This is a genomic window from Desulfotomaculum sp. OF05-3 (genome assembly GCF_003435535.1).
Classification (GTDB): Bacteria; Bacillota; Clostridia; order Lachnospirales; family Lachnospiraceae; genus Pilosibacter; species Pilosibacter fragilis.
Map to the genome: position 1 here is coordinate 1 of NZ_QWGO01000030.1, position 15,827 is coordinate 15,827.

Consider the following 15,827-nt stretch of genomic DNA (forward strand, 5'->3'; position numbering starts at 1 on the left):
CCGGACAAGTGGTGTAAAAGTACCCGTAATATTCAGGCAAATCTCTGGTCTGACGAACAGAAATCTCATATGAGGTCATGCATGAGGGTAAGACTGCCAGACACGTTGAAGCCCAATAACTACACGGAATCATGCATGATAGATGAGGCAGATGGATGGAGAGGAAGAAACGTGTGGTACCTAGGGAGGTCTGTGCGGTACGCCTTGAAAGAGGTAACCATTGCATAAAGCAATGCTGAACGCACAGAAGTCAGCAGAGGTCATAGTAGCCGAGAGGTGAAGGACCGAATCAGTAGGAGTCTTGAGTATGACCGAGAAAGGAGGAATGACCATCTATGGCAGAAGACATTGAAAACAATGGCTGTTCGCAAAGAGATAATGTGGAACATAAAGGGTATGTGAAAGCGTCTAGGTCATTCAATCGGATATGGAAAGAAAGAGACAGTGCACAGCCGAGACTTTTGGAAGCGATATTGTATAAAGTGTTGTGGTCAAGCTTTTTTAGCCACAAGTGTTACAAAAAAGCTTGACCACAACACTCCACGGTAACAGCTTTTCTATACCTGCGGGCTCATTTTTGTAGTCCGGCATCCATCACCTTTGCAGCAGCTCCGGTGCCATCTCCTGAAACAGTTCCGCCAGTGCTGACGCTGCTCTGGAGCGGTACTTTCCGGCGGGCCATGCAAGGGCGAGGTCAAGGAAGATTCCTTCTTTTCCTACTCGGAGATAGCGGAAATGATCTCCTGGGACACGGCAGGAACGGTAGGTGAAGGCGAGACCGGCACCTTCTCTTGCCATAGCGGCGGCGAAGGAGGCGGAGAGATCGGTGCCCTGCCCAATGGGCTCGATTCCGGCATCCCGCAGCGCCTGACGGCCAACACGGCCGAGTACAGTGTTTGGCGGTCCGAAAATATATTCGAAGGCGGCGGTGTCCTTGAGATCGATCCAGGAAAGCTCCGGATCGGATTCACATGTTCTGGCGAATTCCATGACCGGATGATCCGCGGTAGTGACGATCATGATCTCATCGCGCATGAATGGCGAAACGCCGTGTCTGATCCGGACCGGCGGGGCGGCGATCAGGGCGAGGTCAAGAAGACCTTCCAGGAGCTGGTCCTCGAGGTCAATGCTGTCCATCTCACAGATCTCAACATGGACTTTCGGATAGAGGGCGCGGAAGCGTTTTAAAACCGGCGGCAGAAGATATGTGCCGCGGTAGGTGCTGATTCCGAAGATCACGGTACCGCCGTTGAGATTTTCGATATCTGCGGCCTCACTGCATGCGGTGCGGTACTGCTGCAGGATCTGCTTTGCATGGGAAATAAAAGCATCCCCGGCGGCAGTTGGTCGGACACCGCGGGTGGTGCGGACGAAGACAGAGGTCCCAAGATCCTGCTCCAGAACGCGGATCGCCTGACTTAAGCTGGACTGGCTCATAAAAAGTTTCTCCGCGGCGCGGGAGATGCTTCCCTCGTTTGCAACGGTCACAACATAGTTTAATTCCTTAAGGTCCATATGATAAATGTTCCTTTCAGTCGTTTCGTCGGTAAGAAAATTATCGGAATAATAGGCGATATCTCCATTTCGCGGCCTGTCGGGTACCGGATCATGTTCAAAAACAGCCATCGGAAATATCGATACCGGGTATATGATTTTTGGACTTTTTTTAATAACAAATTTAGTATAAAATGAATCCCGTAAGAAAGCAACAGCAAAAATGATCAGAGGGGAACGACAGCTGATGAAAATGGATCTTATGAAGGGCGTTATCGACATGCATGTTCATACAAATCCGGATCTGCGCCTTCGTGCCTATGATGATTTCGAACTGATGGAAGCCGCGATCCGTGTGGGTGCGCGGGCCATCGTGATCAAGACTCATCAGGGATCGACGGTGGACCGGGCATATCTCTGTAACCGCCACAACGAGATCGTACATGGGAAGATGAACGACTTCACGATGTTCGGCGGGATCACGCTGAACCGGGTGGTCGGCGGAATGAATCCGAAGGCCGTTGACGTGGCACTCCGCATGGGCGCAAAGGTCGTCTGGCTTCCGACCCAGTCGGCAAAGAACCATCTGGAGAAGATGAACCAGGACACGAGCCGGTGCGTGGAGGTCGTAAAAGACGGGAGGATCGTTCCGGAACTGAAAACGATCCTGGAGCTTGTCCGTGACTATGACGCGGTTCTCGGTACAGCGCACATCTCACCGGAGGAATCCTTCACAGTGGTGGAGGCGGCCAGAAATCTTGGGGTGAAGAAGATCGTAGTCACCCATCCGGAATGGTGGGTCGTGGGAATGACTATGGAAGACCAGATCCGCATGGTAAAGGACTACGATGTGATCCTGGAGCGCTGCTATGCCCAGAACATGGGCGGCGGAACGTATAAGAGCAATCTGCCGGATAACCTTGAGATCATCAAAGAAGTCGGATACAAAAATGTCATGGTCGACACTGACGGCGGACAGACAGAAAATCCGCACTGGGAGCTTGCAATTGAAGAATATATGCAATACCTGCTTGATCATGGGATCCCCGAAGAGCAGGTATGCCATATGACACATACAATACCGGCAGGTCTGCTGGGAATTTAAAAATCAGGAGGAGTTTTAACATGAAACACACAGTAACAGTATTTCGCGGCGATGGAATTGGTCCGGAGTTAGTGGACAATGTCTTAAAGATCTTAGAGGCAGCAAAAGCGCCGCTTGAGTATGAGATCTACAATGTCGGCGAGGATGAGTGGAAGAGAAACGGTGCCCTGATTCCGGACGAGGCGTATGCTTCCTTCGAGCGCACAAAAGTTCTCTTAAAGTCCCCGATCACGACCCCGGTTGGAAAGGGATTCCGTTCCTTAAACGTTACCCTTAGAGGCAAGTATGACCTCTACGCGAATATCCGCCCGGTAAAGTCTAATGACGCGGTAAAAACTCCGTTTAAGAACGTAGATATCGTGATCTTCCGTGAGAACACCGAAGGTCTGTATGTCGGAAAAGAAGAACAGATCGATGAGAACACGGTTCACGCGATCAAGATCGTCACCAAGAAAGCATCTGAGCGCATCATCCGCGACGCCTTCGAGTACGCGAAGAAGAACGGCAGAAAGAAAGTTACCTGCGTTCACAAGGCAAACATCCTCAAGATGTCTGACGGCATGTTCCTCGCGATCTTCCGTGAAGTTGCAAAGGATTACCCGGAGATCGAGGCTGATGACAAGATCATCGACAACACCTGCATGCAGCTCGTCATGAACCCGAACCAGTTTGATGTGATGGTAATGCAGAACCTCTACGGCGACATTCTCTCCGACCTTTGCAGCGGTCTGATCGGCGGCCTTGGTCTTGTACCGTCCAGCAACATTGGTGCCGACTATGCAATGTTCGAAGCCGTTCACGGAAGTGCTCCGGATATTGCCGGAAAGCACCTTGCAAATCCGACGGCGTTCCTGTGGTCCGCATGCATGATGCTTGAGTATCTTGGTGAAAATGAGACAGCATCCCGCATCCGAAGAGCAGTGGATGAGGTCCTCGCGGAAGGAAAGCACCTGACAAGAGATCTCCATGGTGAGGCATCTACGGAAGAGTATGTGGATGCTGTGATCGCGAGATTATAATAAAAGAAAGATAGAAAGAAAAAAAGAGAACCAAAACCCGGCGGATCGCCGGGGATGGTTCTCTTTTCTGTGTTTTACAGCACTTCGCAACCTGCGGAAGCGGAATCAACTGTGCTTCTCATCACAATATCTGCAGCGATATACCTCATGATCCTTATCATCGAGATAGAAAATATGCGGCAGCTCCTGCTCGATGGAGGTGATGCAGCGCGGGTTCTTGCAGTGGATCACGTTCTTTAAGATCTTCGGGAGATGCAGGGTGCGCTTCTCGGCGATCTTGTCGTCGCGGATGATGTTGACGGTGATGTTGTGGTCGATATAGCCGAGGATATCGAGGTCGATGGAGTCTAACGGTCCCTCGATCTTGATGATGTCTTTTCTTCCCATCTTGTTGCTCTTTGCGTTCTTGATGATCGCGACTGTGCAGTCTAACTCACCGAGGCGCAGATAGCGATAGATATCCATGCTCTTGCCCGCCTGGATATGGTCAAGGACAACGCCTTCCTGAATTCCGCTGATATTTAACATGGCTTTTCTACCTCCAGTAATGTCATAATGAGTGCCATACGGACATATACGCCGTTCTGGGCCTGTCTGAAGTAAGCGGCACGCGGGTCATCGTCCACCTCAACAGAGATCTCGTTGACACGCGGGAGCGGGTGAAGCACATACATATCCGGTTTCGCAAGCTTCATCTTATCCTTATCAAGAATGTAGCAGTCCTTCATGCGGATGTAGTCTTCCTCATTGAAGAAACGCTCCTTCTGGACTCTTGTCATGTAGAGGATATCCAGTTCTTCCATCGCATCATCAAGACTGGTCGTCTCACGGTACTCGATATTTTTAGCATCAAGGACACTCTCCTTGATATAATCCGGTACCTTTAATTCCGGCGGGGAAATCAGGATAAAACGGATTCCCTCATAGCGGGACAGCGCGTTGATCAGGGAGTGAACGGTACGGCCAAATTTCAGATCTCCGCAGAGTCCGACCGTCATATTGGAGAGTCTGCCCTTTAAAGAACGGATCGTATATAAATCGGTTAAAGTCTGTGTGGGATGCTGGTGACCGCCGTCTCCGGCGTTAATAACAGGAATCGAAGATTTGGTGGAGGCTACATAAGCGGCGCCTTCCTTTGGATGTCTCATCGCGCAGATATCTGCGTAACAGGAAATAACACGGATTGTATCGGAAACACTTTCGCCCTTGGAAGCGGAACTGGAATCAGCGGAGGAAAATCCGAGAACGGAACCTCCAAGATTTAACATGGCAGCTTCAAAGCTTAAACGGGTTCTTGTGCTGGGCTCATAGAAGAGAGTAGCTAATTTCTTTCCGTCGCATACATGTGCGTATCGGAAACGGTCTTTCTCAATGTCGGCGGCAAGTTCTAAAAGACTTTCCGTCTCCTCAAGAGAAAAGTCAAGAGGATTTAACATGTGTCTCATGATGTTTATAATCTCCTTTCAGGCCTCACGGCGATCCGCATCGTATGTGACCGCGCTTAGGCATTTTCACTATTATAGCGAATCTGAAACAGAATTTCCACTATTTTTTTTAAGAAAATTGTGTTAAAATATGAAACAGTGAACGCAGAGAAACAAAAGAAAAATAAGTGGACAAATTCTGCAGGGCAGGAAGAACTGCCAGATGAAATTCGTGAAATCCCGTGGAAAAAGGACATTGGAGAAAGTCAGAAATGCAAATGAAAAACTGCGGGAAACGCGCGGTGGAGGAACTATGAGAAAGACGATGGAACAGATCGTTCTGGAAGGTCAGGTCGCGAAATGCCGCTCTATAGAGGAACTTTATGTGTTGTGGGAGCTGATGCAGCAGATGGAGGAAGATCCCTTTGGGAACACCTGCTATCCGGAGCTGGATCAGAGAAATTTTCATATCGACGGAATCGCGGATCCGGAACATTATGACGGGACGCTTTACATATTAAAAGAGACAAATATGAGAAAGATGATCCAGAAGGGTGAGACGATGCCGGTGGCATCGGACATCCGCGCGGATTTCCTATCCGGAAAAAGTCCCTCCGGCCGGGTGGAATATCTGGATTATCTCACAAGCATGCAGAAGATCCTGTGGGAGGAAAAAAATCCAGGCGAGGAGTGCAGGCTTCCGGGGAAAAAACTAAGGGAAAAGGCAGCAGTCCTCTATATCAATAAGCGCGGTGGAAAAGGCGCGGCCGACGAAATCAGCATGGACTACGGCCAGTATTATATCGAGTTTATCAAGAAGCAGATCCGTCTCTTAAATCCAAAGACCGTGGTCTGCTGCGGCGAGGATCTCTTCCGCCTGATCGTTATGGAAGTTTTCCAGAATAAAAAGCAGAAAAAGAACCGTGAGATCTATATGAAATGGAAGGATCTGGTCCGGGGAGATGTATTCTTTGCGGACAGGGACTACCGACCGGTGAAGGAAACAAAGAAGGACGAGGCAGAGGTCCGGGTCGTGCGGATGTGGAATCCGTCATATCGGGTAAATAATGGACAGTATGTGTCGTTGGAAGAGTACCTGAAAGAATTTAAGAGGAGACTTTCCGGTGAGGAGGAAAATAAGCAGGGAGAGCAGTGGAATATGGACAGAACGGTTGAAAACCTGCAGCCGGAAACGAACAACGAAGAAAAAGCAGACATAGAAGAGGCAGATGTAAAAGAAACAGATTCAGAAAAAATGGAATAGGACAGGCGCAAAGGGAATTTCTACGGTTTCAGTAAAACCGGAGAGATTCCCTTTTTTCTATGACTGCGGAGAGAATTGACCGTGGGTTCTGCGGATCCGGAAGAACGTAAGAAATTGTAAGAATAATTAAGTAATTTTATATAGTCAGAACACGATGGGAACGATATACTTGAAATATAAAAAGAATCGGCGAAAAAACGCTGTAAAAATTTAAGAAGAAGGGGGCGGACGGATGCAGCAGAAGGAAGATGCGGTAATACAGGTAAAAGATCTGTATAAGGTTTACCGCATGGGCGAGGAGAAGGTTTACGCGTTAAATGGTGTGAGTTTTGAGATCCACCGGGGCGAGTTCTGCGCGATTACCGGACCGTCCGGTTCCGGTAAATCGACGCTTTTAAATATGTTGGCAGGTCTGGAACACCCGACAAAAGGAGAGATCGTGATCGCCGGAAAACATATAGAAAAGTTGAATGAAAAACAGCTTGTGACCTTCCGAAGAGAGCGGGTCGGGTTTATCTTCCAGTCCTACAACCTGATCGGGACGATGGATGCGGTGGAAAATGTGGCTTTGCCGTTATCGTTTCGGGGAATGCCGAGGGCAGCGAGGATCAAGCGGGCGAAACAGTATTTAAAGCTTGTGGGACTTGAGAAATTTATGACCCATATGCCGAACCAGATGTCCGGTGGACAGCAGCAGCGAGTCGGGATCGCAAGGGCTTTGGCGATGAACCCGCAGATCATCTTTGCGGATGAGCCGACAGGAAACCTGGATTCGAAGACAACGATGGAAGTCTTAAAACTCATGCAGAAGGTCGTAAGGGAACAGAAGCAGACGCTTGTGATGGTTACCCACGACAACAATCTGGCGACCTACGCGGACCGGATCTTTAAGATTATCGACGGAAAGATCGTGAGCATCGAGGAGAATCACCACGAGGTGGACCTGGTGCAGTTAGAAGAGTCCATGCAGGCGGCGGCAGAGGCGCAGGCGGAGGGGAAATCTAAGAATCCGGCAGAAGAAGAGCAAATAGAGACAGTTGTGGAAGCAGAAGAACACCGGATAGAGAGAAAGTCAGAATAACAATCAACAAAATTTTGGAATAAACGCAAAAATATGGAAAGCTGGCACAAATAACTAAAATAGAACAGCCAGGAGGAGAGGAACAGTATGAAAATAAAAGGATTACGCTGGATGGCAACATTCCTTGCCGCGTGTATGCTGATGGGCGCAGTCCCGGCAACTGCATTCGCGGCGAAGGAGACAACAGAAGCGGCGGAGACGATCCCACAGGTATATCGGATGGATGACGACAATGATACCGTCCGCCTTGTGATCGGAAAAACGCCGACTTTATATATCGGAAAAAACGGAACCGTTTCCGTGACACTCATGAACATGGAGGACAAAGACTGGATCGAGACGGAGATCTGGATCGCCTCCGAGGATGATTTCCGGAACCATTATTCTGATGAGATCACAAAGACGGAGGACCGTGACAGCGAAGAGAGCAGCATCGTCCAGTCCATGAAGACGATCTATCCCTTTGAGGTGACGGATTCCTTAAACCGCCATTACAAGGTTGGTCATGTAAATAAAAAAGCGAAAAAGACCGTTAATCTGAATGTCAATGTAAAAAAAGGTCTGGAAGAGGGCTATTATCCGATCCTGATCTACATCTCAAAGCGCGCTCAGGGCGAGGACGGAATGTCCTCCGAGTACGCAAAGACGATCATGGCGTGGATCGAGACAAAGAAGACAACAGGAACCAGTGAGACAAATGAGGACAACTCCGAGCCGGTAGCATTCGCCCTCGGCGAGAATCAGCCCACCCCGTCCGCGAACTATTCCGAGGTCATGAATTTCGATGTAAATGTGAGAAATACCGGTTATAAGACCGCTTACGATGTACGTGTCGATATGGAGCTCTCTGAGGATATCGCGAAGTTTCCGTTCGAGATCAATGACGGAAATTATGACCGGCAGATGGGAAATATGAATCCGGATCAGACGGTGGCGGTTCCATTCAGCATGGCGGTGCGGGAAAAGGCGAAATCCGGCTATTATCCGATCAAGTTTAAGATCCGTTACCGGGAAAATGAGAATGGAAACTTTGCGGCTCCTGTTGAGGACACCTTTTATGTGCGGGTCTATGGAAAAGACGAGGATGATTCTCTGGATTCTGAAGCAGGCGAGAACGAAAGAACAAAGGCGCGTATCATCGTCGACAGCTTTGAGACGGATCCTGCGGAGATCTATGCCGGACAGGATTTTACGCTGAAGGTGCGCATGAAAAACGCTTCCAACAGTATCGTAGCAAGCAACATCCTGTTTACCTTCGAGTCGGAAACAGTGAGCGACAGTCCGGTATTTACGACGGTGAACGGTTCAAACTCCGTGGTTGTTAATTCTCTGGCACCGGGAGCATCCGACACGCTGACGATAAAATTTTCTTCAAGTCCCACAGCGGAACAGCGTTCCTACACGATCACGATCAATGAGCAGTATGACAGCCCGGAATTCAAGAACGCGAAGGAAGCCGTAAAGATCGCGGTTGGATTAAAGCAGGAGGCACGGTTAAATACCGGCACCATCGAGGTCATGCCGGATGCTATTTCCGTAGGCGAAGAGTCAAACGTGATGTTTTCCATCAACAACACCGGAAAAGTCATGCTCTATAACGTGAACGCGGTCTTTGAGGCTGATTCTATCCAGAAGAATGAGGCTTATGTTGGAAATATCGAACCCGGAAAAAGCGGAAACGTGGATACGATGATCAACGGGATCGCCCCGACCATGGATGACGGAAAGGTAAAACTCTCCATTACATATGAGGATGAGAACGGAAAAGTCTCTACGGTCGAGAAAGAGATCCAGCTTATGGTAAATGAGGATCAGAGCATGGATGAAAGCAATGTTGATGATACCTGGAGCAGTGACGATATACAGCCGGAACCGTCCACGACGGATAAACTGAAACATCTCGCAATTCCGGTGGGAATCGTGGGAGTGGTCCTTGCAGCTGTGATCCTTGTGGTCATCAGACGCAAAAAGAAGAAAGCGGGAATGGACGATGAGATTCTTTGATCTGCTCATCATGAGCATCAATAACCTGCGCAGACGGAAACTCAGGACGGGACTTACCGTTCTGGGTGTTGTCATCGGCACGGCCTCCATCGTAGTCATGGTCTCTCTGGGAATCGGATTGAAGGAAAATACCGTGGAATCCTATGCTTCCTTCGGAAGTCTCACAAGGATCCAGATCAGTTCCGGATACGGGAACCAGTCCGAGGACGATTACCTCGTGGACGCCACGGTGACGAAGCTTGCGAAGATCCCACATGTGAAGAGTGTGTCCCCGATCCTGGAGACAGATGTGAATCTGAAGCAGGGAGTTTATCAGGGATATTCGAACATTGTGGGAATGCCAAGGGAGGAGTTGGAACAGATTCCGCTGGCGGAGGGAAAGCTTCCGGATAAGAATGCGGCGACTCTGGAATTTATCGTCGGAAATATGGTTTCCGACAACTTTTATAACAGCAAGACCGGAAAGGGAAGCTGGGACGGTGAGGATCTTTCCAAAGTGGATCTTATACACAAGCCGTTTTTTACCATGTTCCAGAATATGGGAAACGGGGATGAAAACAGCCAGAAAAAGTATCTTTTCCCGGCCTGTGCTCTGGTGGATGGCGGCGAGAACGGATTTTCTGAGTATGGATACCAGATCTACACGGATATTGATCTGTTAAAGACCCAGCTGAAAAAAATCTACCGGAAGAACCCGATCCCCGGACAGCCGACAAATAAAAAGGGAAAACCCTACAATTATTTTGTCTACAATATGGTTTATGTGAATGTGGACGATATGGAACATGTGACGGAGGTCCAGAAAGCGATCACAGATATGGGCTATGAGGCCTACAGCAGCATGCAGTGGCTCGAACAGGCCCAGCAGCAGACGGATATGATCCAGGCGGTCCTCGGAGGCATCGGTGCTGTATCGCTGTTTGTGGCGGCAATCGGAATTGCAAACACGATGATGATGTCCATCTATGAGAGAACGAAGGAGATCGGTGTGCTGAAGGTTTTGGGATGTGCGCTTGGAGATATCCGGACGATGTTTTTGATGGAGGCAGGATTTATCGGATTTATGGGAGGCGTTCTGGGACTTGGCTTAAGCTACAGCGTCTCCGCGGCGATCAATAAGTTTCTGGGAGCCAGTCTCTCCGGTATGACCGGCGGCTCCGGAGCGATCTCAAGGATCCCGCTGTGGCTTTCTGGATCCGCTGTGGTCTTTGCGGTCCTGATTGGCATGCTGGCCGGACTTTTCCCGGCACTGCGGGCGATGAAATTAAGTCCGCTGGCGGCGATCAGAAATGAATAAGGTAAATGAGTCCTGGGTGCGCTGACACCTTAAAAATCTGACATTTCAGCCAGTCCACAGGCAGGTTGGAAAGCGGCAGAAAAATTCCACTGTAAAGCCGCACATGGAAAGGCGGACGGTTGACAGGCAACAGAAAAATCGGGATTAAAAGATCCGGTAAAACAAAAGACACGCCATACAGATTTCACTTAAAACCTGTATGACGTGTCTTTTTCAATTCTTAAAATATCTGATCATTTACCCGGCACTTAAGCCTTGGCCGCCTTCTGTCTGGACAGTGTCTGTACACCTTCAATAACAAGGATGATCGCAAGGAAGATCAGAAGGATTCCGAGGATCGTCTGTGCCCACGGACCCCAGTCAGCGCCGCCTGCGGCAATCATGCCGATCTGGTTCTTAACTGTGAGTGCAAGGGAGGTGATCGTAACGATGATCATGAATGCCATCGGGATCAGGAACATCTTGTTGTTTTTGCCCATGTTTCCGAGCCATGTGGCAACGGCTAAGAGGCCGATACCCGCGAGAAGCTGGTTGGCAGCTCCGAACAGTCCCCAGATCTTTCCGTATCCGTTCATGCCGAGAAGGATGCCAAGGACAACTGTGAGGATCGTAGCGAAGTACGGATTTACCATAACCTTTTTCCAGCCCTCTTTGATGTCGGCAGCAGTTTCACCCGGCTCAAGCCAGAATTCCTGGAACATGAAACGCGCAAGACGGGTTGCAGTATCAAGAGAAGTCAGGCAGAATGCGGAATATGTAAGTACCAGTAAGGAGTTTAAAATGCTGTAGCTTCCCGGGATGATATCGTCGATCATGTGAGCGATACCGCCTCCGAAGATCGCTGTCGCGCCCTTTAATGCCTGATCCGGATGAACTGCGTTCCACTTGTAAGCATAACCGATGGCGCAGAGAGTTAAAACTGCGAGAACACAGATTAAAATTATAAAAATTTTATAAAATCAATTTGTTGTACCCCTGCCGGTAAAAATATGCAAGATTTTTGCAAAAAAATAGTAGTAACGATACGAAAAATTAACAAAAAAAGGTGAGCATCCGGCGCGGATACGATGAGATACAGGCAAGAAAGACCGCAGATCCAGATCTTGATGTAAAGGAAAAACAATCGAAATTGTAAAAGCACCTGAACAGATCCGCCCGCATAAAATAAGGTAATGAAGCTTAAGGCGGCTTTCTTTGAAGACATTTCCGAAACCACTGAGCATACAGGAAGAGCGGGAGTACCTGAAGCGTTACAAAGAGGGCGACCTGGAAGCGAGAGAAGTGCTGATCAACCGGAATCTCCGTCTTGTTGCCCATGTCATAAAGAAGTACCAGCAGACCGGATACGATATGGATGATCTCCTGTCGGTGGGGACCATAGGACTTATAAAGGCAGTAAATACCTTTAATGTGGAGAAAGGATCACGACTTGCCACATATGCGGCGAAATGTGTGGAGAATGCTATCCTCTCACGGATGCGTTTATGGTTCCAAACCAGTATCCCCAGAGCCGAAAAGAACCGAGATGGCGTATTTTGGCACAGGTATCCGAGAATATGTATATCCTTTGCTCTGCTTTGGACGGCTGCGTAAGGTATGCACCTATGTATATCCATAGTTTCCGACCGATCGCCCCTCGCAAGATCTTGGAAGCACAGCTGTTCAATCAGCAGTATCAGAACTACGAAGATATTCCCAATGTACCGGACAGGCTCCGTTGGTGCCGTCATCACATGGGCCTGATGCAAAAGGAAGTTGCAGAGCTGATCGGTATCAGCCGTGGACATTACATAGATTTTGAAGTCGGATATGTTGACTACTATCCAAAGGAGATTGTGGACAAGTTGGCAGAGCTATATGGAGTACCGGTGGATGACCTGCTGGATGATTACAATCGCTTCTTATATAAAGGACAAGGAAAGATGATACGAGAATATCGTGAAAGTTTGGGACTAAAAAAGAAACCGTTTGCTCGGCTGATGGGAATTTCACCTAATCTGCTTCGAGCATGGGAAGATCATCAAAAGCGAATGAACATCAATTCCTGGAACAAGTATTTCAAAGGGAAAATAAAAGCATAAGAAAAGCAGGTGAGGGGGCCTTAATCGGTTTGCTCACCTGCTTCCTTTTTTGCGGATGCGATAACCGCACCCAGCAACTCCGCCTTTTGATCGGATGGACAATTTAATTTTTTGATATACTGATTGACCATATCTGCGTGGACACCGGCTACTCGCTCTGCCAATTCACGTTTCCCCTGTTCTGTTTTAGGATAATGGACAATTACATTGATTGGAGCACTCTTTCTTGCGATACCACGCACCTCCCTCGGTATTTCAGTTTATGAGAGAGAAGTTGTCCGCTATAACCACATTACTGCAGCCGCTTTGCTACTTCAAAAAATAGGAATTGATGCTATAATAAAAGGTAAGATATTCGGAACTTCTTTCGTGATATCATTCTATCAAGAAACTGTCAAAGGCACATTGAGTGCCAATTGACCATAAATTGACTACTTTTCGAAGGGAGGGCTGTTTATGGAAAGATGTGATTTCAGTTCAGTCATGACCATTGTTCGACGCTTTATCAGCGACGATTACGATACAAACCAAACTGCATTGTTAGAAGATGTTTTTAGCTCCTTGTTTACCCAAACAAAGGAAACGATTACATTTGATATGGCATTGGTCTGCCGCTGGTTCACCGGGCAGGCAAAAATCAGTCCGAAAATAACGCAGTTTTATTCCAGAGATGGCAATCGTGAAAAACTGGCAGCAGATTTGGAAAACAATGTACTGCTTTCAATGTATGATAGTTCTATGGCTGCACAGGAAGTATACCGACTGCTAATGCAGGATGATACCATTTCGGAACGAGTAAAAAAAGAATGCTCCCGGCACTATCCTTGTGATAGCCGAGAGGATGAAGCATCGTTTATAGCGGATGTTCTTTGCTTCGGCATGGAGCGTGAGTTTATCAAGCGTGACCCAAAGGTAAAGAATCTCCTTGCTGACGGAAAGCTTTCTCCAATTCTCAGTGATTTCATTGCTGATGAAGGAGCACCAAAGCCTTGCCGACATTTCTGCGGACGTGAAAAAGAACTGGAAATGCTTCACGAATTGTTATTGGAGCATGGAAAGGTATTTCTTCATGGCATCGCCGGTATCGGTAAGAGCGAACTGGCAAAAGCCTATGCAAAGCAGCACCGCAAGGAATACACCAATGTTCTGTATCTGACCTATACCGGTAATCTGATGCAGGATATAGCGGATATGGATTTTGCTGATGACCTTCCGGATGACAGCGAGCAGGAACGCTTCCGCAAACACAATCGCTTCCTGCGTACATTGAAAGAAGATACGCTGTTTATTGTAGATAATTTTAATACTACGGCTTCTCAGGACAGCACTCTTTCTGTTGTGATGAAATATCGCTGCCGTATGTTGTTCACGACCCGCAGCAGATTTGATAACTACGATTCCATGGAAGTAACCGAAATTGCAGGCAAGCAGGCGTTATTATCCATTGCCGGTTGCTTTTTCTCGGACGCAGAAAAATACCAGAGTGTATTGGAACAAATCATTGATACGGTTCACAGTCACACGTTGGCGGTAGAACTGGCAGCTCGACTGCTTGAAACGGGTATTCTGGAGCCGATGGATTTGCTGGAAAAGCTGAAAGAAGAAAAAACATCCTTGGATGCTGATGATAAAATCGGCATCACCAAGGACGGTCAGAGCCGCAAGGCAACTTACTATGACCATATCCATACATTGTTTTCCTTGTATCAGCTTGCCGGTGATGAACAGGATATTATGCGGAGCATGGCGTTTGTACCGACAACCGGTATCAGTTCCCGTGTGTTTGCAGGCTGGTTGATGCTTCGGAATATGAATACCATCAACGATCTGGTGGAAAAAGGATTCATACAGACAAAGTCCTGTCATTCGATTGCCTTGCATCCGATGATTCAGGAAGTAGCAATTACAGAAACCAAGCCTTCTGTCCGGAACTGCCACACCCTGCTCAACAGCTTGCAGGAACTTTGTCTACGGCATGGCGAAGAAGTTTCCTATTACAAACAGTTGTTCCAGACGGTCAATAATATCGTGACTTCGATTGAAAAAGACGATACTGCATCCTATCTCCGGTTTTTGGAAGATTCCTTTCCGTATATGCAGAAGTATGGCTATGAATCTGGAATGGAATTGATTTTGACAGAACTGGCTTCTATGCTGAAAGACAATACCATTGGTTCTGTTTCTGACCGTGCTTTGCTTCTGGACTTCCGTGCCGCTAATGAGAAGAAACCGGAAAAGGCAATCAAGCTGGAAAAAGAAGCTGTGACGCTGATCTCCGAAGTGACCGCAGAGAACGCCATTCTTGCAGCGAATCTCCATGCAAACCTTGGCGGTCTGTATAAGCAGACCAGTAAGTTGGAACTGGCAAAGCAGCATATGGAAACGGGTATTCACTTGCTTGAGCAATACGGCTTGGCGCCTTATCATGACAGTATTCCGCAAATCACCAATTATGCGGTACTGCTGACGGATATGGGTGAGCCGTACCTCGGGTTATCTGCATTACAAAGGCTGTCTCGTGTCATCAAAGAATCTAACTCTGATGTGTCCGGTGATTATGCCGTTGTACAAGAAGCTATGGGCAATATCTGTCTGTCAATCGGCGATGTTCTGCAAGCTACCACACACTTTAAGAACGCTCTGGCTATCTATGAGGTGCTGTTTGATGCTGAACCGGAACTGATTGAAGAAAAGAAGCAGGACATATTAGAAACTTATACTCAGGCTGGGGTGCAATTAGGTAGACAGTGATTGGATGCGAAAAATTGAATTTTGTGAGGTGTTGGCATGAGTGAATTCATGAAATTAGCGATTGTATTTATTTCAATGTTGGTTTTGTTTTATTTTTTATGGGTCAACGGATATATGATTTTGAACGCAAAACGAGCCTTATTATTTGTTGTTTCACTCAGAGGGAAAAATAAATGCGAAGTTTCTTTTTCATCTTGTAGCGGATATGTAAAAAAGGTAATAAAATTTAACGAAAGTCGTTAATATACTTTTAAGTTGGATGGCGATGTCTCAAAAGGAAGTATCCATGTTATTGTAGAAAATGAAA

General features: G+C 47.7%; 15 protein-coding genes and 1 pseudogene. 11 read left to right on the forward strand and 5 right to left on the reverse strand.

Annotated elements, in window-relative coordinates:
• Positions 1–228 (forward strand): hypothetical protein (locus DXA87_RS18260; protein ID WP_348982230.1); only part of this gene is annotated, 228 nt, incomplete at its 5' end.
• 107 nt (positions 229–335) lie between these two features.
• Positions 336–530, forward strand: coding sequence for a hypothetical protein (locus tag DXA87_RS13810; protein WP_117469378.1), 195 nt, complete (start codon positions 336–338; stop codon positions 528–530).
• A gap of 64 nt (positions 531–594) precedes the next feature.
• Here the strand turns inward: DXA87_RS13810 and DXA87_RS13815 are convergent, their stop codons facing one another.
• Positions 595–1,515, reverse strand: coding sequence for a LysR family transcriptional regulator (locus DXA87_RS13815; RefSeq protein WP_158553077.1), 921 nt, complete (start codon positions 1,513–1,515; stop codon positions 595–597).
• A 226-nt stretch (positions 1,516–1,741) separates the two neighbouring features.
• Here DXA87_RS13815 and DXA87_RS13820 point away from each other — a divergent pair, with 226 nt between their 5' ends.
• Positions 1,742–2,599, forward strand: coding sequence for a DUF6282 family protein (locus DXA87_RS13820; protein ID WP_117504959.1), 858 nt, complete (start codon positions 1,742–1,744; stop codon positions 2,597–2,599).
• 20 nt (positions 2,600–2,619) lie between these two features.
• The gene (locus tag DXA87_RS13825; protein WP_117504961.1) at positions 2,620–3,618 is read left to right on the forward strand and encodes an isocitrate/isopropylmalate dehydrogenase family protein; all 999 of its coding nucleotides are present in this window, start codon (positions 2,620–2,622) and stop codon (positions 3,616–3,618) included.
• Between the two features lie 105 nt (positions 3,619–3,723).
• On the opposite strand, the gene DXA87_RS13830 is transcribed toward DXA87_RS13825, so the two are convergent.
• Positions 3,724–4,146 carry an aspartate carbamoyltransferase regulatory subunit gene (locus DXA87_RS13830; protein ID WP_015554166.1) on the reverse strand — a complete coding sequence of 141 codons (423 nt, stop codon included), beginning with the start codon at positions 4,144–4,146 and terminating at the stop codon, positions 3,724–3,726.
• Complete coding sequence (gene pyrB / locus DXA87_RS13835; RefSeq protein ID WP_015554167.1) at positions 4,140–5,063, reverse strand: aspartate carbamoyltransferase; 924 nt, start codon at positions 5,061–5,063, stop codon at positions 4,140–4,142. The genes DXA87_RS13830 and pyrB overlap by 7 nt, the downstream gene beginning before the upstream one ends.
• Before the next feature lie 202 nt (positions 5,064–5,265).
• On the opposite strand from pyrB, the gene DXA87_RS13840 reads away from it, so the two are divergent.
• The 4 genes from DXA87_RS13840 to DXA87_RS13855 all read left to right on the forward strand — a co-directional run bounded on the left by DXA87_RS13840 (position 5,266) and on the right by DXA87_RS13855 (position 10,688).
• Entirely contained in the window at positions 5,266–6,306 is a 1,041-nt protein-coding gene (locus DXA87_RS13840) for a hypothetical protein (protein ID WP_117504963.1), read from the forward strand.
• Positions 6,307–6,538: 232 nt separating this feature from the next.
• Positions 6,539–7,387, forward strand: coding sequence for an ABC transporter ATP-binding protein (locus DXA87_RS13845; RefSeq protein ID WP_117504965.1), 849 nt, complete (start codon positions 6,539–6,541; stop codon positions 7,385–7,387).
• 87 nt (positions 7,388–7,474) lie between these two features.
• On the forward strand, positions 7,475–9,391 hold the full coding sequence (locus tag DXA87_RS13850; RefSeq protein ID WP_242998083.1) for a CARDB domain-containing protein: 1,917 nt from the start codon (positions 7,475–7,477) through the stop codon (positions 9,389–9,391).
• Positions 9,378–10,688, forward strand: a complete 1,311-nt coding sequence (locus tag DXA87_RS13855; protein WP_117469385.1) for an FtsX-like permease family protein — start codon at positions 9,378–9,380, stop codon at positions 10,686–10,688. Before DXA87_RS13850 ends, DXA87_RS13855 begins: the two co-directional genes overlap by 14 nt.
• Before the next feature lie 248 nt (positions 10,689–10,936).
• On the opposite strand, the gene DXA87_RS13860 is transcribed toward DXA87_RS13855, so the two are convergent.
• Complete coding sequence (locus DXA87_RS13860) at positions 10,937–11,503, reverse strand: carbon starvation CstA 5TM domain-containing protein (RefSeq protein WP_242998085.1); 567 nt, start codon at positions 11,501–11,503, stop codon at positions 10,937–10,939.
• 379 nt (positions 11,504–11,882) lie between these two features.
• Between DXA87_RS13860 and DXA87_RS13865 the strand changes: the two are divergent.
• Positions 11,883–12,158: pseudogene (locus DXA87_RS13865) on the forward strand (sigma-70 family RNA polymerase sigma factor); the annotation flags it as partial.
• 134 nt (positions 12,159–12,292) lie between these two features.
• Entirely contained in the window at positions 12,293–12,769 is a 477-nt protein-coding gene (locus DXA87_RS13870) for a helix-turn-helix domain-containing protein (RefSeq protein ID WP_158553078.1), read from the forward strand.
• A gap of 20 nt (positions 12,770–12,789) precedes the next feature.
• Here the strand turns inward: DXA87_RS13870 and DXA87_RS13875 are convergent, their stop codons facing one another.
• On the reverse strand, positions 12,790–12,933 hold the full coding sequence (locus DXA87_RS13875; RefSeq protein WP_233430165.1) for a hypothetical protein: 144 nt from the start codon (positions 12,931–12,933) through the stop codon (positions 12,790–12,792).
• Between the two features lie 292 nt (positions 12,934–13,225).
• Between DXA87_RS13875 and DXA87_RS13880 the strand changes: the two genes are divergently transcribed.
• Positions 13,226–15,520 (forward strand): NB-ARC domain-containing protein, encoded by a 2,295-nt coding sequence (locus DXA87_RS13880; RefSeq protein ID WP_117504968.1) that lies wholly within the window; start codon positions 13,226–13,228, stop codon positions 15,518–15,520.
• Positions 15,521–15,827: the final 307 nt, after the last annotated feature.